The sequence below is a fragment of the Pseudomonas sp. MRSN 12121 genome (assembly GCF_000931465.1).
Lineage (GTDB): Bacteria > Pseudomonadota > Gammaproteobacteria > Pseudomonadales > Pseudomonadaceae > Aquipseudomonas.
Genome location: NZ_CP010892.1, coordinates 4,072,998 through 4,091,111, shown reverse-complemented (window position 1 = coordinate 4,091,111; position 18,114 = coordinate 4,072,998). Strand labels below are relative to the sequence as shown.

Genomic DNA, 18,114 nt, shown 5'->3' with positions numbered 1-18,114 from the left:
GGAGAAGCGCCGGGACGCTAACGCAACAGGTGCACCGCCAGGCCGGCGAGGGCGCAGGCCAGCAGCACCTGGATCACTCCGCGCTTGAAGCGGAACAGGGCGATCGCCGCGGCGATGGCGATCAGCGCCGACGGCCAGTCGAGCGCGCCGCCGAAGCCCTTCGGCCACAGCACGTGATAGCCGAAGAAGCACGCCAGGTTGAGGATCACCCCGACCACCGCCGCGGTGATCGCGGTCAGCGGCGCGGTGAACTTCAGTTCGTTGTGCGTCGACTCCACCAGCGGCCCGCCGGCGAGGATGAACAGGAACGAAGGCAGGAAGGTGAACCAGGTCACCAGGGTCGCCGCCAGGGCGCCGGCGAGGAACACCTGGTCGGCGCCGAACACCTGGCCGACATAGGCGCCGATGAAACCGACGAACGCCACCACCATGATCAGCGGCCCGGGCGTGGTTTCGCCCAGGGCCAGGCCGTCGATCATCTGGGTCGGGGTCAGCCAGCCGTAGTGACCGACCGCGCCCTGATAGACATAAGGCAACACCGCATAGGCGCCGCCGAAGGTCAGCAAGGCGGCCTTGGTGAAGAACCAGCCCATCTGGGTCAGGGTGCCGCCCCAGCCGAAGAGCGCGGTCAGGAGGCCCATCGGCAAGGCCCAGAGCAGCGCGCCCACCAGCACCAGCCGGGTCAGTTTCAGCCAGCTGAAGCGCGCGTGGTCAGGAGTGGGAGTGTCGTCGTCGATCAAGGCGGTGCCGAAGGAGGCGCGCGCAGCGCCATGGCCACCGGTGCTGAACTTCGCGGGCGCCAGCCGGCCGCCGGCATAACCGATCAGCGCCGCCCCCAGCACGATCAGCGGGAAGGGCACATCGAAGGCGAAGATCGCGATGAAGGACGCCGCCGCGATGGCCCACAGCCAGTTGTTCTTCAACGCCCGCGAGCCGATCCGGTGCGCGGCCTGCACCACGATCGCCGTCACCGCCGGCTTGATGCCGTAGAACAGCCCGGCCACCACCGGGACTTCGCCGAAGGCGATGTACATCCACGACAAGGCAACCAGGATGAACAGCGACGGCAAGACGAACAGCGCGCCGGCGATCACCCCGCCCCAGGTGCGGTGCATCAGCCAGCCGATATAGGTCGCCAGCTGCTGGGCCTCGGGGCCGGGCAGCAACATGCAGTAGTTGAGGGCGTGGAGGAAGCGCCGCTCGGAGATCCAGCGCCGCCGCTCCACCAGCTCCTGGTGCATGATCGAAATCTGCCCCGCCGGCCCGCCGAAGCTGATGAAGCCCAGCTTGAGCCAGAACCAGAAGGCTTCGCGCAGGCCGATCGGCTCGGGCCGGGGCAGATCCGCTTCCACTGCCGTGTCGCAGGTTTTAGTCATGGGCGTGTTCCTCTTGCGCAAAACCGGCGAGCAGGCCATCGAACAGGGCACTGGCGGCGGCCAACAGGTGATCGTCATGGGAAAGGGTGTTGCGCAGCCCCGCCAGCACCCGTTCGACCCCGGCGGCTTCCACGGGCTGGAGGCCGCCGATGTCCAGGTAGTGCACCAGCGCGGCGAGGCGTTCCAGGCCGGGCGCTTGCAGGGCAAAGCTGGCTTGCAGGGTTTCGAAGCTGACGCGCTGGCCGACATGGCTGAAGGTCGCGCCATCGAAGTCGAAACCCAGGGCATCGGCGGGGCAGTCCTGGGGCTGCTCCAGCCAGAGAATGCGCGCCTGGGGGTCGATAAAACGGCGGATCAGCCAGGCACAGGCCAGGCGGTCGACCCAGGGGCGCTGGCGGGTGGCCCAGGTGCGGCCCCGGTAGGCGCCGGGGTCGAGCCGGGCGATCGGCAGGTCCTGGCCATGGGGTTCGTCCGCCGACAGGGCGCGGCTGACGGCGCGCTCGAGCTCCAGCAGGGCCGCGTCGAGTTGCTGCCTGGACGGACCGGGGAAGTAATCGATGCCGGCCAACTGGTCGTAGGCCTTGCGCAGCTTGCGCACCAGCCGGGTGCTGGCCAGCGCGGTGTCGGCCGTGAGCTGGCTGCGGCATGCCTCGATCTCGCTGCGCAGCTTGCCGTAGTCCTCGCCGCGGTCGAACAGGCCGGTAAAGCGGGCGCCGTCGGGGTCCACCACCGGTAGCACATAGGCGGTGCCATTGATTGCCAGGATGTCTCGCTCGATCGCGGCCAGGGCTTCGCGGCAGGCGGGGGTGTCGGGCAGCAGGTAGGCGCCGTCCCGCAGCACTGCGGCGCCGCAGGCCTTCAGTGCGCGCCAGGCGCGCATGCGCTCTGTGGCCTGGGCGGTGGGGAGGCCGAGGATCAGGGTTAGCCAGTTTTTCATGTAATGCTGATTACTTGAGGTGTAGATGTCTCTACATTATTCCTGGCTGCGTCGATTGGGAAGCGGTTTCGTGGGAGAAAAAGACTTGTCTTGGCGTAGGGGGCAGGGCGTTTCTTTTGGGGTACATGTCCGTTGCTGTGGTAACGGCTGCTTCTTCTGTAGGAGCGAAGCTTGCTCGCGATGACGTCCGTTCTGGCGCTGCATTTTCTGGATGGTGTACATATCCATTGCTGCGGTCACGGCGGCTTATGGTTCCGCCCTTACGGCGGGTCCCTTTTTACAAACGCCTAAAAAGGAACCAAAAACGCTTGCCCCTCCACTCGGTGCCTCGCTGAGGCTCGGCATGCCTGCGTTCGGCCATCGTGGTTAACGGGGCGCTCAGATCAAAAGCAAGACGGCGGCCTACCGGCCGGCCTGGCTGACAACCCGGATCCCTGTAGCCGCTGCCGAGCGCCAGCGAGGCTGCGATCGAGGCCGCAGGACTCGCCAGGCAGGCTCCGCGTTTTTTCAGATTCAACGTGGTGGCAGGCTTGGCGGCCCTGTCGGGCCGATCGCAGCCTCGCCAGGGCTCGGCAGCGGCTACACAAAGCGTGTCAGCCGGAAGAACCGATCTTCATCGATGCTAAAAACGTCGCGAAAGCACCTGCCTGAAACCCCATTCCCGTAGCCGCTGCCGAGCGCCAGCGAGGCTGCGATCGAGGCCGTAGGGCTCGCCAGGGCAGGCTCCGCGATTTTCCAGATTCAACGCGGTGGCAGGCTTGGCGGCCCTGTCGGGCCGATCGCAGCCTCGCCAGGGCTCGGCAGCGGCTACACAAAGCGCGTCAGCCGACGGAATTGATGGGCGTCGATGCCAAGACGCGATGAGGCTGCCTGCCCGGAACCCATTTCCGGTTCGAGGCAGGGGTCGCTCAAGGCATCTGCGGCAGTTCCTGGGGGCGCAGGTCGAACACCAGGACTTCGGCGTCGACGCCGTGGCTCAGGTTCAGCAGCTGTTCATCGCGTACCCGCACGCCATCGCCTTCCTGCAGCGCCAGGCCGTTGAGCTCGACCTTGCCGCGTGCCACATGCACGTAGGCGTAGCGGTCGGCGTCTAGGGTCAGGGTGGCGCTTTCCGGGCCGTCGATCAGGCCGGCATAGACCCGTGCATCCTGGCGGACCTGCAGCGATCCCTCGGCCCCGTCGGGGGAGAGGATCAGTTGCAGGCGGCCGCGTTTCTGCTCCGCGCTGAAGTGCTCCTGCTGATAACGCGGTTTGGCGCCAGCGACCTGCGGCACGATCCAGATCTGCAGGAAGTGCACCGGGCGGGTAGCCGAGTGGTTGTACTCGCTGTGCGCCACGCCGCTGCCGGCGCTCATCAACTGCACGTCGCCCGGGCGGATCACCGAACCGGTGCCCAGGGTGTCCTTGTGTTCCAGGGCGCCTTCGAGCACATAGGAGAAAATCTCCATGTCGCGGTGCGGGTGCTGGCCGAAGCCCTTGCCGGCGGCGACGCGGTCGTCGTTGATCACCAGCAGGTCGGAAAAACCCTGTTCCCGCGGGTTGCGGTAGTTGGCGAAGGAAAAGGTATGGAACGACTTCAACCAGCCATGGTTGGCGGCGCCGCGATCAGAGGCTTTGCGTAGGGTGAGCATGCTGAAATCTCCTGTAGGGACGAGAAGTCGTCCGGTTGAGGAGAAGGTTAATGTCTACTCTGGTGCGCAATAAGTAGATGGAAATTGAAAGACTGTCCCTTTCAGGTTGACAAAAATGTGCACCGAATCACGTATTCTTCGCCAACGCTCGCACGTCGGCTGGGCATAATGGCCGGCCTCTGCGTCAGGCTTCGCTTCCTTCGATACCGGTGATTTTCGACCCATGAAAACTGTGGCAATGGTGCTGTTTCCCGACTTTCTCCTGCTCGACATGGCCGGGCCCATGGAAGTGTTTTCCGTGGCCAACCGTTACCTGGAACCGAAGGACCATTACCGGCTCTCGACCATCGGCACCGAGCCGGGGCTGCTGCGCGCGTCCAACGGCGTCGGCGTGCAGGCCGACCTGCAACTCGACCAGGCCGCCGGGGGCTATGACCTGCTGCTGGTGCCGGGCGGCCCGGGGGCCTACAACGAACGGCATCCGGCGTTGTTGCAGTGGCTGCAGGAGGCCGTGCCGCGCGCTGGCTGCTATGGCTCGATCTGCACCGGGGCGTTCGTCCTTGGGCACGCCGGCCTGCTGGACGGTTACCGGGTCACCACCCACTGGCATTACACCGAGCGCTTGATTCGCGCCTTCCCCAAGGCGACGGTGGAAACCGACCGGATCTACCTGGAGGACCGCAACCTGATCACCTCCGGCGGTATCACCGCGGGCATCGACCTGGCGCTGGCGGTGGTCGCCCGGGACCACGGCAAGAAGGTCGCCCAGGACGTGGCCAAGGTGTTGCTGGTGGTGATGAAGCGCCAGGGCGGACAGGCGCAGTTCAGTCCGTTGACGGCCGCGGTGGCGCCCCAGGAAACCCCGGTGACCCGGGTGCAGAACCATGTGCTGGAGCATCTCGACGAAGCCTTCAGCATCGAGCGCATGGCCAGCCTCGCGAACATGAGCACGCGGCATTTCGCCCGGGTGTTCGCCCGCGAGGTGAACATGACCCCCATGGAGTTCCTGCAGAGCGCGCGTATCGATCGCGCCCGCAACCTGCTGGAGAGCAGCGACCTGCCGCTCAAGACCGTGGCCTACAAGAGCGGCTTCGGCAGCGTGCGGCACATGCGTTTCCTGTTCGGCGAAAAGCTCGGCCTGACGCCCAGCCAGTACCGCCAGCAATTCAGTTAGCGCTTGCCCTGCGCAGCGCGGGATCTCCGGCCGACCGCGCTATCGTTGATCGCGAGCACGCGGCGCTCCTACGAAAAGCGGAGGGTGGATAGCCGCCGGGTGCGGGCGGGCAGGGTGTCCGTCCGGCGCATCGCGATGGCCGTGTCGCTCCCCCCGTGGGAGTTGTAGCGTCATCGGTGCCTGCGAAGATATCCGGGAATATTTCGAAAGGGAGGTGCGCAGGCCTGGCCGGATCCGCGCCGCACGCTGCCTTGGCGTGCACCGGGCCAGGTTGGCGCACAGGGATGGCATGAACGGCATCAGAGATTTGAACAGCGACGAGGTGCTGCGATTCGGCCCCTATGTCTTCCACCCGCGTCGGCGCCTGGTCCTGGAGGGCGACCGGCCGCTGGGCGTGGGCGGGCGCGCCCTGGAGATCCTCCGGGTGCTGCTGGAGCGCGCCGGCGAGGTGCTGGGCAAGGAAGAACTGATCGCCCGGGTGTGGCCGCATTCGGTGGTCGAGGAGATCAACCTGCGGGTGCATATCGCGGCCCTGCGCCGGGCCCTGGGCGATGGCCGGGACGGGCAGCGCTACATCGTCACCCTGGCGCAGCGCGGCTACTGCTTCACCGCCCCGGTGCGGCGCGAACCGCTGGGTGTGGCGCAGCCCCTGGATGCCTTGCCCCAGGTCCGGCACAACCTGCCGGCCCGGCTCACCCCGGTGGTCGGTCGCGACGCGCTGGTCGCCAGCCTGGTCGGGCAATTGCCGGTGCGCCGCTGGCTGACCCTGGTCGGCCCGGCGGGGATCGGCAAGAGCACGGTGGCCCTGCGCGTGGCCGAGCATCTGTTGCCGCACTATCGCGACGGTGCGTGGCGGGTCGATCTGGCGGCCCTCGACGATCCGGCGCAAGTGGCCGCGCAGGTGGCTCGGGTGCTGCGGCTGGAAGCCGGCCTGGACGCACTGGCGGCCCGGCATCTGCTGCTGGTGCTGGACAACGGCGAGCACCTGCTCGACGCCTGCCGGGTGCTGGTCGAGCAGTGGCTGGCGCTGGCGCCGCAGCTGTCGATCCTGGTCACCAGCCGCGAGCCGCTGGGGCTGCCCGGGGAAACCCTGCACGTCCTGCCGGCGCTGTCGGTGCCACCGGCTGCGGAGTTGTACAGCGTGGCCGAGGTCATGGGGCATTCGGCGGTGCAACTGTTCGTCAGCCGCGCCCGTGCCTGCCAGCAAGGGTTCGTCCTGCGCGAACAGGACCTGCACGCCGTGTGTGACATCTGCCGCCGGCTCGATGGCCTGCCCCTGGCCATCGAGCTGGCGGCGGCGCAGATCGATGCGCTGGCGCTGGTGGGGCTGCAGGCCCAGCTGGACAATTGTTTTCAACTGCTGACCCAGGGCCGGCGCACCGCCGTGGCCCGGCACCAGACGCTGAAATCCGCGCTGGACTGGAGCTACCGCGATCTGGATCCCCTGGAACGCAGCGTGTTGCAGGGGCTGGCGGTGTTCAAGGTGGCCTTTACCCTGGAGGCCGCCATCGGGGTCATCAGTTGCGCGGTGCTGCTGCCCGAACTGGTGGCGCAGGCGTTGCAGCGGCTGGTGGAAAAATCCCTGCTGGCGGTGGTGCGCGGCGACGGCCCGGTGCGTTACCGGCTGCTCAATACCACGCGCACCTATGCCCGGGAAAAGCTCGAGCAGGGCGGGCTGCTGCGCATGTTCGAGGTACGCCAGGCGCGCTACATCAGCCGCGCCCGGCGGGTATTAGACGGCAAGCGGGCGCTGCAGCTCGTCGAGCAGTAAGCGCACGCCGGCGAGGTCCGGGGTGGCGAAGCCTTCGTTGAAGCGCGCGTAGACCGGCCGCAGCAGGTCATGGGCGCGCCGGTGCTGGCCCTGGCGCTGCCAGAGCCGGGCCAGCGCGGTGGCGCTGCGCAGCTCCCAGGCCAGGGCGCCCTGGGCCCTGGCCACTTCCAGGGCCTGCTGCAACACGGCTTCGGCTGCGTCCTGGCGCTGTTCGGCCAGCAGGCCGGCGGCCCGGGCGCGGAGGATTTCCGCGGTGCTCCAGCCCGCCGCGCCGCTTTCGGCCCGTTGCAGCAGCAGGTCGTCGACCCGGCTGCTGTCCAGGGTCACCATGATTTCGCCGACCAGCCCGCTGCCGGCGGGTACCGGGGGCGTGGGCGCAGCGCCCTCGATCACCGAGGCGTAGTGCCGTCCCCAGGTGTAGAACAGCAGCACCGAATGCTTCTGCGCCTGTTCCAGCAGCAGGCGCAGCAGCTCGCGGGCGGTGGCGCTGTCGCCGTTGTAGTGGGCGATCAGGCAGCCGGCCAGCGCCAGGGTGTAGCAGATGGACGTGCCGTGGTTGATCTGCAGGGCGATGTCCAGGGCCTGGCGCGCCGTGCGCCAGGCCTGCTCGGGCTGGCCCTGCAGCCAGAGGATCCGCGCCAGGATCGTCAGGGCCGCGACGCTCTGGTCGTACTGCACGCCGAAGCCGCGGGTGAAGCGGCCGCGATGGCCGCTGCGGGTCATCAGTTGCAGCACCTGTTCGGCGCTTTCCCGGGCCTGGGGCTGGTGGCCGGCGAAGTGCAGCGCCAGCACGCGCAAGCGTTGCGTGCTCAAGGCCAACTGGGTCGGGGCCGCGCCGCGCAACGCCAGGCCGTCGAACTGCCGGCTTTGCTCCAGGGCCGGCTGGTAGTGACCGCAACTGAGATTGACCGCCAGGTGCCCGGACACCGCCTTGAGCTGTCCGGCGACGTCGTCGCTGCGTTCGGCCAGGGCCCGGGCGCTGACGAAGGCGTCGATCGCTTCGCGGCTGTCGCCCTGGGTGTGGTAGCAGCAACTGCCCAGGGCCAGTTGCAGCGCCAGGGCCAACTGCGGGCAGGGCTCGGCGCTCGCCTCCAGCAGCGCCAGGGCCTGGCGCACATACCCGCCGTGTTCGCGCAGCAGCGACAGTTCCTGCCACAACGGGGTGGAAACGGCGGCCAGGCGGATCGCCAGCGGTTGCGCGTCGGGGGTGTGCAGGCCCCAGTCGAGGGCCGCGCGGAGGTCTTCCAGGCCGCGGACGTAGCGCTCGATCCACAGCTCGGTCGGGGTCTGCTCCCACTCGTCCCGGGCCTGCTGCATCAGGGCCAGGCAACGCTCGGCGTGGCGTTGTCGGGTCTCGGGCAATTCGCCGGCCTGTTCGAGGGTTTCCAGGGCATAGCCGCGGGTGGTGTCCAGCAGGCGATAGAACACCTCCTCGTCGCCCACTTCCACGTTCAGCAGGGACTTGGCCACCAGTTGGGTGATCGCGCCGAATACCCGGTCGGGAGCGATCTGCTCCCCGACTATCACCGCCGCGGCCGAGGCCAGGGTGAAACTGCCGCGGAAGATCCCCAGCCGCCGCAGGCAGGCCTGTTCGCAAGGGGTGAGTAACCGGAAGCTCCAGTCCAGCGTGGTGCGCAAGGTCTGGTGCCGCCCCGGCGCGGCCTGGGCGCTGTGGGCCAGGAGGCGGAAGCTGTCTTGCAACTGGGCCAGCAGCCCGCCGAGGCCGAGGTTGGCCACCTGCGCCGCGGCCAGCTCCAGGGCCAGGGGAATGCCGTCCAGGCGCCGGCAGATCTCGATCGCCAGGGGCAGTTCGGCATGGCTCAGTTCGAAACTGTCGTGGCTGGCCATCGCCCGTTCGACGAACAGCTGCAGGGCGGAGAAGCCCAGGGCCTGGGTGCGGTCCAGGACCGCGATGGGCGGCGGGCAGTCCAGGGACTCCAGGCGCTGCACGTATTCGCCCTCGGCCCGCAGGCTCTCGCGGCTGGTGGCCAGGATATGCACCTGCGGCGCGGTGCGCAGGATGCTCTCGCAAAGCGGCGCGACGGCGTCGAGCAGGTGTTCGCAGTTGTCGATCACCAGCAGCATCTGCTGTTCGCGCAAGAAAAACGCCAGGCTGTCGGCCGCTGCGTCGTCGTGCAGCGCCAGGCCCAGGAGGGTCGCCAGGTGGGCGCCGATCATCCGCGGGTCGTTGATCGGCGCCAGGTCCAGCAGGCGGATGCCGTCGCGGTACTGGCCGATCAGTTGCTCGGCGACGCCCAGGGCCACGGTGGTCTTGCCGATGCCGCCGGGGCCGACCAGGGTGATGAAGCGCTGGTGCGCCAGCTGCGTCATCACGTTCGCCAGCAATGCCTGGCGCCCGATCAGCCGCGTGTGGCGCACCGGCAGGTTGTGCCCGTTCGCTGCCGGCGGCGGGCTGTCGGGGCGTTGCTCGCTGGTTTCCAGGGAGAAGGGCGCGACAAAGCTGTAGCCGCGCTGGGCCACGGTGACGATGTAGCGCTGGCCGGCCTGGCCATCGCCCAGGGCCTTGCGCAGGGCGGCCATGTGCACCCGCAGGTTGGTGTCCTCGACCACGCTTGTGGGCCACACCCGGGCGATCAACTGCTGCTTGCTGACCACTTGGCCGGCGTGTTCGAGCAGGATCAGCAGGATGTCCATCGAGCGTCGACCCAGGCGCAGGGGCTGGTCGGCCTCGAGGATCAGGCGTTGTCCGGGGTAGACCCGGTAGGGGCCGAAATGCACGGCCTGTTCGGTGGAAAGGGTCAACGGCTCACTCCTGCGACTGCTTTTTTCTTATGGCTCCCCGCTGCACCGGCGGGGAGGCGGACAGCGGCCAGGCCATCGGCCTGTAGCTCTCTGTCTCGCGCAATCCGCGCATGTTCCAGCGGTTGCGCGGACAACGCAATGCAGGGTTCGGGCCAGGGCGCGGCGCAGCGCTCGCGGGTGGTCGTCCCGCGCCCCGCGCAAGTGTCGTATCCAGGGGCTTTGGCGGTGCTCCAAGGGGCGGAGCCCGGGGCAGTGGCGCAGCGAAAATTAACAACGTTTAACTCGCCGCGCATCCGCCGCGCATCCAAGAATCCGGCTTTCTGGCACACCGGTGTTTCGCCCGGGCCAGCCAAGGAATGAACAGCGCTGGAGGATGCCGGATGAGCAAGGTGGTAGTGGTCTATCACAGTGGCTATGGCCACACGCGGGCCATGGCCGAGGCCGTGGCCCAGGGTGTCGAGCACCACCGGGGCAGCGCCTGCCGGCTGGTGCCGGTCGAGGAGGTGGAGCAGCACTGGGAGCGCCTGCACCAGGCCGACGCCATCATCTTCGGCGCCCCGACCTACATGGGCAGCGCCTCGGCGTCCTTCAAGGCGTTCATGGAGGCCACGGCAGCGTTCTACCTGGCCCGGCCCTGGCGCGACAAGCTGGCCGCGGGCTTCACCAACTCCGGTTTCCTCTGCGGCGACAAGCTCAACACCTTGCTGCAGATGGCGGTCTTCGCCGCCCAGCATTCGATGATCTGGGTCGGCCTCGACCTGCTGCCGGCGCGCTCCGGCGCCGGCACCTTCGATGGCCAGCTGAACCGCCTCGGCAGTTCCCTGGGGGCCATGGCCCAGTCGAATGTCGAACAGTCCCCCGAGCAGGCGCCGCCCCTCGAAGACCGTCGTACCGCCGCGCACCTGGGTGAGCGGGTGGCACGCCTGGCCGAGCGTATGGCGGCGCATCGATCCGATTCAACCCACCCCTGAAGGAGCAATCAACATGAGCACATTCACTACCCGCGATGGCACCGAGATCTACTACAAGGACTGGGGCAGCGGCCAACCGGTGGTGTTCAGCCACGGCTGGCCACTGAACAGCGACAGCTGGGAGTCGCAGATGCTGTTCCTGGCATCGCACGGCTACCGGGTCGTGGCCCACGACCGCCGTGGCCATGGCCGCTCCAGCCAGCCCTGGTCGGGCAACGACATGGACACCTACGCCGACGACCTGGCCCAGTTGCTCGAACACCTGGACCTGCGCGACGCGGTGCTGTTCGGCTTCTCCACCGGCGGTGGCGAAGTGGCGCGCTACATCGGGCGCCACGGCACCGGCCGGGTGGCCAAGGCCGGGCTGATTTCCGCGGTGCCGCCGCAGATGCTCAAGACCGCGAACAACCCCGGCGGCCTGCCGATGGAAGTCTTCGACGGCATGCGCCAGGCGTCGCTGGCCGACCGTTCGCAGCTGTACAAGGACGTCGCCAGCGGGCCGTTCTTCGGCTTCAACCTGCCGGGCGCCAAACCGTCCCAGGGCATGATCGACTGGTTCTGGATGCAGGGCATGCTGGCCGGCCACAAGAACACCTACGACTGCATCAAGGCGTTCTCGGAAACCGACTTCACCGAAGACCTGCGCAAGTTCGACGTGCCGACCCTGGTGGTCCACGGCGACGCCGACCAGATCGTGCCGATCGAAGCCTCGGGCATCGCCGCCGCCAGGCTGGTGGAAGGCGCGCAGCTGCTGGTCTATCCGGGCGCGCCCCATGGCCTGACCGACACCCACAAGGAGCGGCTCAACGCCGACCTGCTGGCGTTCATCCAGGCTTGATGCGCGGTTGAACCGAAAAACGCCGAGAGGAGCTTGCGCCTCTCGGCGTTTTTTTTGCCGGCCCGCTACTGCAGACGCGCGGCGGTCTCGCTGGCCTGTGGGATGGAGCCGGGGCGTGCGCGCAGCATCCGGCAGCGCCAGGCGAACGGGCCGATGCCTTCGCTGTGGGTGAACATGTGGCAGAAGTGCGCCTGGTCGCAGAAGCCGCATTCGAGGCTGATCCGCGTCAGGGTCAGGTCGGTGTCCAGGATCAATTGCTTGGCCCGGGCGATGCGCTGGTTGCGGATCCAGTCCTGGGGCGACAGGCCGGTGCTGCACTTGAAGGCGCGGGAGAAATGGCTGCGCGAGAGGGCGCAGGCCCGGGCCAGTTCGCTGACTTCCAGCGGTTCGCCGAGGCGCTCGAGGATCAGTTGCTTGACCAGGTTCTCGCGCCAGGGAGAAAGGCCGCCGGTGGCGGTTTTGCCGGTGGGCGCGACGGGTGCCCTGAGGGCGTGGGGCGGAAGGTGGGCCATGACGAAATTCCGTGTCGAGGGGAAGACGCCGGTGCACCGCTCGCTGGCGAGCTGGTCGGTGCCCGGCCGCTTCCCGCTTTGGAAAACAGGTCTGCACAGAGGGCTTCATTCTTGGGCGCCAGGCGGGGGGCGGGCGAGTTAATCGTTGTTAATTCCGCTGGCGGGCAGGCCGCTCGATTGAGCACACCGCTGCAATTTTCCGGGGCCGGAGGCGGGCATGATCGGGGCCGTACCGGGCCGCACACATCGAAGAGGAACCTGCCTGTGAACCGTAACGATCTGCGCCGCGTGGACATGAACCTGCTGGTGATCTTCGAAGCCTTGATGTTCGAGAAGAACCTGACCCGGGTCGCGGAAAAGCTGTTCATGGGCCAGCCGGCGGTGAGCGCGGCCCTGGGCCGCCTGCGCGACCTGTTCGACGATCCGCTGCTGTTGCGCAACGGCCGCGGCATGGAGCCGACGGCGCGGGCGCTGGCGATCCTGCAAGAGCTGCAACCGGCGATGGATGCGATCTCCGGTGCGGTCAGCCGGGCCAAGGCCTTCGCCCCGGCCAGCAGTGGCGACCTGTTTCGCATCGGCCTGTCGGACGATGCCGAGTTCGGCCTGTTCCCGCCGCTGTTGAGCCGGCTGCGCGAGGAGGCCCCGGGCATCGTCGTGGTGGTGCGCCGGGCCAATTACCTGTTGATGCCGAGCCTGCTGGCGTCGGGCGAGATCTCCGTCGGCGTCAGCTACACCACCGAATTGCCGGCCAATGCCAAGCGCAAGAAGCTGCGTGACATCGGCTGCAAGGTGCTGCGCGGCGACAACCGCCCCGAGCCCCTGACCCTCGACGAATACTGCCGGCGCCCCCACGCCATGGTGTCGTTCTCGGGCGACCTGAGCGGCAATATCGATCTCGACCTGGCCAAGGTCGGTCGTCGCCGGCGGGTGGTGTTGGGCGTACCGCAGTTCAGCGGCCTGCGGGCCTTGCTCGCCGGCACCGAGATGATCGCCACCGTGCCGGACTACGCCGCCTGCGCCTTGGTCGAAGGCTGCGCCCTGAGGGCCGAAGACCCGCCGTTCGCCATCGAGGCGGCGCAGCTGTCGATGGCCTGGAGCGGGGTGCACGACAACGATCCGGCGGAGCGCTGGCTGCGTTCGCGGATCGCCCAGTTCATGTCCGCCCCGTTGCCGATCGCGGCCTCCTGAGCCGCTGCCGAAGGCGCGGGCGCTGCATGTCACCTGAGGGCAAAAAGAGCACGTACATGCAATTTTTCCCGCCCGTGCCCCGGCACCATTCGGTCAGGGTGTGACCTGCAAGGGTGGGGCACCGGAATTTTCCAGCGTGCACGGAGGGCGTCATGCAGGCTTCAGGAGGCGATGAGCGGGCCCGGGACCTCGGGCTGCTGTTTCTGCGGGTCAGCGCCGGGCTGTTTCTGCTGTGGGTCCACGGCCTGCCGAAACTGCTCGATTACAGCGCCGAGCTGCAACGCATCGAAGACCCGTTCGGCCTGGGCGCGAACCTGACGCTGATGCTGGCGATCTTCGCCGAAGTGCTGTGCCCGCTGTTGATCGTCGCCGGCGTGCTGGTGCGCCTGGCGTGCCTGCCGATCCTCGCGGTGCTGCTGGTGGCGCTGCTGGTGGTGCACCCGCAATGGAGCCTGGCCGAAGGGCAGTTCGCCTGGCTGTTGTTGATCCTGTTCGGCGCCATCTTCATCGCCGGGCCGGGAAGCCTGGCGCTCAATCATCGATTTACCGGAGCCTTGCGTCATGTCTGATGTCGATCGTCCCCAAGCCGCCCAGCCACCGGGTCCCGATGAAGTGGTGACGCTGATCGTCAAGCACCGGGTCAAGGCCGGCCTGGAGCAACCCTATGAAGCCTGGTTGCGGCGGATCGTCCGGGTAGCCGGGGAGTACGAGGGGCATCTGGGCGTGGACGTGATCCGCGGCAAGAGCGCCGGCCTCGACCTGTTCACCTGCGTGCTGCGTTTCTGCTCCACCGCGGCGATGCAGCGCTGGCTCGATTCGCCGCAGCGCCAGGCACTGGTGGACGAAGCCGCGCCGATGCTGGCGGACGGCGACCGCACCGAGGTCCACCCGCGCGACGAATTCTGGTTTGCCTTGCCTGAGGCCGCCGCGCCACCGCCGCGCTGGAAGCAGGCGCTGCTGACCCTGCTGGTGATCCTGCCGCACACCCTGCTGGTGCCGCTGCTCTGGGGGCCGGTGCTGCAACTCCATGCGTGGCTCTCCAATTACGTGGCGGCGACCTTTCTCATCACCCTGACTATCGTGATCTCGGTGGTGTACCTGTTCATGCCCCTGGCGACCCGGCTGTTCGCCCCCTGGCTGCAAGCCTCGGTCGTCCATCCCCCACTGGAGCCCGAGCATGGCCAATAACGACGATCCACGGGATCCGCTGCGGCGCCAGTTGCTCGCCGCCGGTTCCCTGCTCAGTGCCGCGGCGGCGTTCTGGCCGCGCCTGTCCCTTGCCTCTTCCCATCCAGAAGGAAAGCCGATGAACGCCGATCTGATTCTATTCAATGGCCAATTCCATACCGTCGACCGCGAGAAGCCCCGGGCCAGTGCCGTCGCCATCAGCCAGGGGCGCTTCATCGCCGTAGGCACCGACGCCGAGGCCATGGCCCTGCGCGGCAGCGCCACCCAGGTCATCGACCTCAAGGGGCGCACGGTGATTCCCGGCCTCAACGACTCGCACCTGCACCTGATCCGCGGCGGCCTGAACTACAACCTGGAGCTGCGCTGGGAAGGCGTGCCATCCCTGGCCGATGCCCTGCGCATGCTCAAGGAGCAGGCCGACCGTACCCCGACGCCACAGTGGGTGCGGGTGGTGGGCGGCTGGAACGAATTCCAGTTCGCCGAAAAACGCATGCCGACCCTGGAGGAGTTGAACCAGGCGGCGCCGGACACCCCGGTGTTCGTCCTGCACCTGTACGACCGCGCCTTGCTCAACCGCGCGGCGCTGCGGGTCGCCGGCTACACCCGCAACACGCCGAACCCGCCGGGCGGCGAGATCGTCCGCGACAGCAACGGCGAACCCACTGGCATGCTGGTGGCGCGGCCCAACGCGATGATCCTGTATTCGACCCTGGCCAAGGGGCCGAAGCTGCCGCTGGAATACCAGGTCAACTCGACCCGCCAGTTCATGCGCGAACTCAATCGCCTGGGGCTGACCAGCGCCATCGACGCCGGCGGCGGTTTCCAGAACTACCCGGACGACTACGCGGTGATCGAGCAACTGGCCCGGGAACAGCAGTTGACCGTGCGCATCGCCTACAACCTGTTCACCCAGAAACCCAAGGAAGAACTCACCGACTTCAAGAACTGGACCGGCAGCGTCAAGCTGCACCAGGGCGACGACTTCCTGCGCCACAACGGCGCCGGGGAAATGCTGGTGTTCTCCGCCGCCGACTTCGAGGACTTCCTCGAACCGCGCCCGGACTTGCCGCAGACCATGGAGCAGGAGCTGGAGCCGGTGGTGCGGCACTTGGTGGAACAGCGCTGGCCGTTCCGCCTGCACGCCACGTATGACGAGTCGATCTCGCGCATGCTCGACGTGTTCGAGAAGGTCAACCGCGACATTCCGTTCAACGGCCTGCCGTGGTTCTTCGACCACGCCGAAACCATCAGCCCGAAAAACATTGAGCGGGTGCGGGCGCTGGGCGGCGGCATCGCGATCCAGGATCGCATGGCGTTCCAGGGCGAATACTTCGTCGACCGCTACGGCGCCAAGGCCGCCGAACAGACCCCGCCGATCCAGCGCATGCTCGCCGAAGGCGTGCCGGTGGGGGCGGGCACCGACGCCACCCGGGTCTCCAGCTACAACCCCTGGACCTCGCTGTACTGGATGGTCAGCGGCAAGACCGTGGGCGGCCTGGCGCTGCATGCCGAAGGCCTGCCGCGGCTGACCGCGCTGGAACTGTTCACCCATGGCAGCGCCTGGTTCTCCTCGGAGCAGGGCAAGAAGGGCCAGATCAAGGTCGGCCAGCTGGCGGACCTGGCGGCGCTGTCGGCGGACTTCTTCAGTGTCGAGGAAGAAGCCATCAAGTGGATCGAGTCGGTGCTGACCGTGGTCGACGGCAAGGTGGTGTACGCCGCCGACGATTTCTCCAAGCTCGCGCCGCCTTCGGTGCCGGTGCTGCCGGACTGGTCGCCGGTGGTCAAGGTCCCCGGGCATTGGCGCCCGAGCTCGCCGCTGGTGGCCCAGGTGCACCAGTGCAGCGGCCCGTGCGCGGTGCACTCCCACAGCCACGAGCGCGCGCGCCTGTCGAATGTGCCGGTCAGCGACTTCCAGGGGTTCTGGGGGGCGTTTGGCTGTTCCTGCTTCGCCTTCTGATCATCCACCCAAGGCGCCGGCTGCTGTGGCCGGCGCTCACCGCTCTACCCATCCACCAAGGAGTTCCACATGAGCAACCCAACCTACAAGCGCCTGGACATCAACGACGCCGTGGTCCTGCTGGTCGACCACCAGACCGGCCTGATCTCGCTGGTCCAGGATTTCTCGCCGAACGAGTTCAAGAACAACGTGCTGGCCCTGGCCGACTGCGCCAAGTTCTTCAAGCTGCCGACCATCCTCACCACCAGCTTCGAATCCGGCCCGAACGGCCCGCTGGTGCCCGAGCTGAAGGAAATGTTCCCGGACGCGCCGTACATCGCCCGTCCAGGCCAGATCAATGCCTGGGACAACGAAGATTTCGTCAAGGCGATCAAGGCCACCGGCCGCAAGCAACTGATCATCGCCGGCGTGGTGACCGACGTCTGCGTGGCGTTCCCGACCCTGTGCGCCCTGGAAGAAGGCTTCGATGTGTTCGTGGTGACCGATGCGTCCGGCACCTTCAACGAAGTGGTGCAGCAGGCCGCCTGGGCCCGCATGGCCGCCGCCGGTGCGCAACTGGTCAACTGGTTCTCCGTGGCGTGCGAGCTGCAGCGTGACTGGCGCAACGACATGGAAGGCCTGGCCAACCTGCTGTCGCAGCGCATCCCCAACTACCGCAACCTGATGAACAGCTACTCGGCCTTCACTGCCAAGTAAGCCATGCGCTAGCGCTGATCGAAAAAATGCCCGCCGTTGTGCGGGCATTTTTCGATCCTGGCCCAGGCGCTCAGTTGTATTCGAGCATATAGGTCAGCGACGCATTGGCCTGCCCCGGTGTTATCTTCCCGCCGCTTGGGGCGTAGCGGGCCTGGGCGGAGAAACGATAGAGCTCGGCTTCGGGGGCGCTACCTTGCCAGTCGAGCCTGATGGCCTTGTCTTTGCTGAAAGGCAGCCTGGTGCCCGTGCTGTCGGTGAGCTCGATGCCCACGCCGCTGGCGCTCCGGGTTTGTCCGGCGCCGTCGAGGGCCAGCAGACCGTTGCTGGTGGTGGCGCCTTCGAAGTAAATCTTCACCGGTACCGGTTGGCTGGGGCGCATGCCATTGCAGTGGACATTGAGGTTGAAGTTCTTGCGCTCCGCGCTGCCATTAAGGACATGCTGGATAAGTACCTTGCCCATGGGGACGTTGATGTTCTTGTCCTGTGATTCGCAGCTGCTGAAGTAGATGCTGTTGGTCAGGTTGCTGTGCAGATTCTTGCCGCTGATCTTTACACGTGCGCCCCTGTTGGAGGTGATCCAGAATTCGGCATCCACGTCGAAGGCGACAGTCCCCTGGCCGACAGCAATACCGGTACGGATGTAGTCAATGACCATCTGATTGGGGCCGACCATGATGTACCCATTGGAGATTGAGTACTCAAACGGTGGGTATTTGATTCCCCCCCAGTTCCCGTTGTTTCTGTTTTCAAAACCAAGCCGGATACCGATCCCTTCGACATTGCTCTGATACACATTGGGCAGCCCGGCAGGAACCAGGCCTGGGACATTCAGGGTCATGCCGTATTTGCTGTCATTGCCAGTGCAGTCGTATCCAAATTTGTAGCTGTTACCAAAATAGACCGCCTGAGTTCCCATGACACCGCCGATCTTGGCGGGCGACAGTGTCAGGGCGCTCGGCAGGGCAGGGATGGTGAATTCTGTCGGTACGGGGGCAGCAGAATTCCAGGCGCATAGGGCAAGGACTTGGTTGGCTCCTCCGAAACCGGTAATCAATATCAATGTAGAAAAGATTTTTTTGAACAGCATGCTGTACCTGATCGGACTGAGGAGT

At 66.9% G+C, this 18,114-nt stretch carries 15 protein-coding genes; 9 read left to right on the top strand and 6 right to left on the bottom strand.

Annotated features, from left to right (window positions below; translation table 11 throughout):
* Positions 1 to 17: 17 nt before the first annotated feature.
* From chrA to TO66_RS18585, 3 genes are all read right to left on the bottom strand, one after another.
* Complete coding sequence (gene chrA, locus TO66_RS18595; protein ID WP_044463649.1) at positions 18 to 1,376, bottom strand: chromate efflux transporter; 1,359 nt, start codon at positions 1,374 to 1,376, stop codon at positions 18 to 20.
* The gene (locus TO66_RS18590; RefSeq protein ID WP_044463648.1) at positions 1,369 to 2,313 is read right to left on the bottom strand and encodes a chromate resistance protein ChrB domain-containing protein; all 945 of its coding nucleotides are present in this window, start codon (positions 2,311 to 2,313) and stop codon (positions 1,369 to 1,371) included. The genes chrA and TO66_RS18590 overlap by 8 nt, the downstream gene beginning before the upstream one ends.
* A gap of 908 nt (positions 2,314 to 3,221) precedes the next feature.
* Positions 3,222 to 3,944 carry a pirin family protein gene (locus tag TO66_RS18585; RefSeq protein ID WP_044463647.1) on the bottom strand — a complete coding sequence of 241 codons (723 nt, stop codon included), beginning with the start codon at positions 3,942 to 3,944 and terminating at the stop codon, positions 3,222 to 3,224.
* A gap of 223 nt (positions 3,945 to 4,167) precedes the next feature.
* Here TO66_RS18585 and TO66_RS18580 point away from each other — a divergent pair, with 223 nt between their 5' ends.
* Together TO66_RS18580 and TO66_RS18575 are read left to right on the top strand one after the other, a co-directional pair.
* Complete coding sequence (locus TO66_RS18580; RefSeq protein ID WP_044463646.1) at positions 4,168 to 5,118, top strand: GlxA family transcriptional regulator; 951 nt, start codon at positions 4,168 to 4,170, stop codon at positions 5,116 to 5,118.
* A 289-nt stretch (positions 5,119 to 5,407) separates the two neighbouring features.
* The gene (locus TO66_RS18575; RefSeq protein ID WP_044463645.1) at positions 5,408 to 6,889 is read left to right on the top strand and encodes a winged helix-turn-helix domain-containing protein; all 1,482 of its coding nucleotides are present in this window, start codon (positions 5,408 to 5,410) and stop codon (positions 6,887 to 6,889) included.
* Here TO66_RS18575 and TO66_RS18570 read toward each other — a convergent pair.
* Positions 6,851 to 9,652, bottom strand: coding sequence for a winged helix-turn-helix domain-containing protein (locus TO66_RS18570; RefSeq protein ID WP_044463644.1), 2,802 nt, complete (start codon positions 9,650 to 9,652; stop codon positions 6,851 to 6,853). The genes TO66_RS18575 and TO66_RS18570 overlap by 39 nt on opposite strands.
* A gap of 380 nt (positions 9,653 to 10,032) precedes the next feature.
* Here TO66_RS18570 and TO66_RS18565 point away from each other — a divergent pair, with 380 nt between their 5' ends.
* Both TO66_RS18565 and TO66_RS18560 read left to right on the top strand, forming a co-directional pair.
* Positions 10,033 to 10,623: a flavodoxin family protein gene (locus TO66_RS18565; protein WP_044463643.1), complete on the top strand. Its 591-nt coding sequence runs from the start codon at positions 10,033 to 10,035 to the stop codon at positions 10,621 to 10,623.
* Between the two features lie 13 nt (positions 10,624 to 10,636).
* Entirely contained in the window at positions 10,637 to 11,461 is an 825-nt protein-coding gene (locus TO66_RS18560; protein ID WP_044463642.1) for an alpha/beta fold hydrolase, read from the top strand.
* A gap of 65 nt (positions 11,462 to 11,526) precedes the next feature.
* Here the strand turns inward: TO66_RS18560 and TO66_RS18555 are convergent, their stop codons facing one another.
* Positions 11,527 to 11,973 (bottom strand): helix-turn-helix domain-containing protein, encoded by a 447-nt coding sequence (locus TO66_RS18555; protein WP_044463641.1) that lies wholly within the window; start codon positions 11,971 to 11,973, stop codon positions 11,527 to 11,529.
* Positions 11,974 to 12,237: 264 nt separating this feature from the next.
* Here TO66_RS18555 and TO66_RS18550 point away from each other — a divergent pair, with 264 nt between their 5' ends.
* From TO66_RS18550 to ycaC, 5 genes are all read left to right on the top strand, one after another.
* A complete protein-coding gene (locus TO66_RS18550; RefSeq protein WP_044463640.1) occupies positions 12,238 to 13,161 on the top strand; it encodes a LysR family transcriptional regulator in 924 nt (307 codons plus the stop codon).
* A gap of 152 nt (positions 13,162 to 13,313) precedes the next feature.
* Positions 13,314 to 13,730 carry a DoxX family protein gene (locus TO66_RS18545; protein WP_044463639.1) on the top strand — a complete coding sequence of 139 codons (417 nt, stop codon included), beginning with the start codon at positions 13,314 to 13,316 and terminating at the stop codon, positions 13,728 to 13,730.
* Positions 13,723 to 14,349, top strand: a complete 627-nt coding sequence (locus TO66_RS18540) for an antibiotic biosynthesis monooxygenase (RefSeq protein ID WP_044463638.1) — start codon at positions 13,723 to 13,725, stop codon at positions 14,347 to 14,349. Before TO66_RS18545 ends, TO66_RS18540 begins: the two co-directional genes overlap by 8 nt.
* Before the next feature lie 118 nt (positions 14,350 to 14,467).
* On the top strand, positions 14,468 to 16,306 hold the full coding sequence (locus TO66_RS18535; protein WP_044466087.1) for an amidohydrolase: 1,839 nt from the start codon (positions 14,468 to 14,470) through the stop codon (positions 16,304 to 16,306).
* Positions 16,307 to 16,375: 69 nt separating this feature from the next.
* Positions 16,376 to 17,002: an isochorismate family cysteine hydrolase YcaC gene (gene ycaC / locus TO66_RS18530; protein ID WP_044463637.1), complete on the top strand. Its 627-nt coding sequence runs from the start codon at positions 16,376 to 16,378 to the stop codon at positions 17,000 to 17,002.
* A 70-nt stretch (positions 17,003 to 17,072) separates the two neighbouring features.
* On the opposite strand, the gene TO66_RS18525 is transcribed toward ycaC, so the two are convergent.
* Complete coding sequence (locus TO66_RS18525) at positions 17,073 to 18,089, bottom strand: fimbrial protein (RefSeq protein WP_082061114.1); 1,017 nt, start codon at positions 18,087 to 18,089, stop codon at positions 17,073 to 17,075.
* Positions 18,090 to 18,114: the final 25 nt, after the last annotated feature.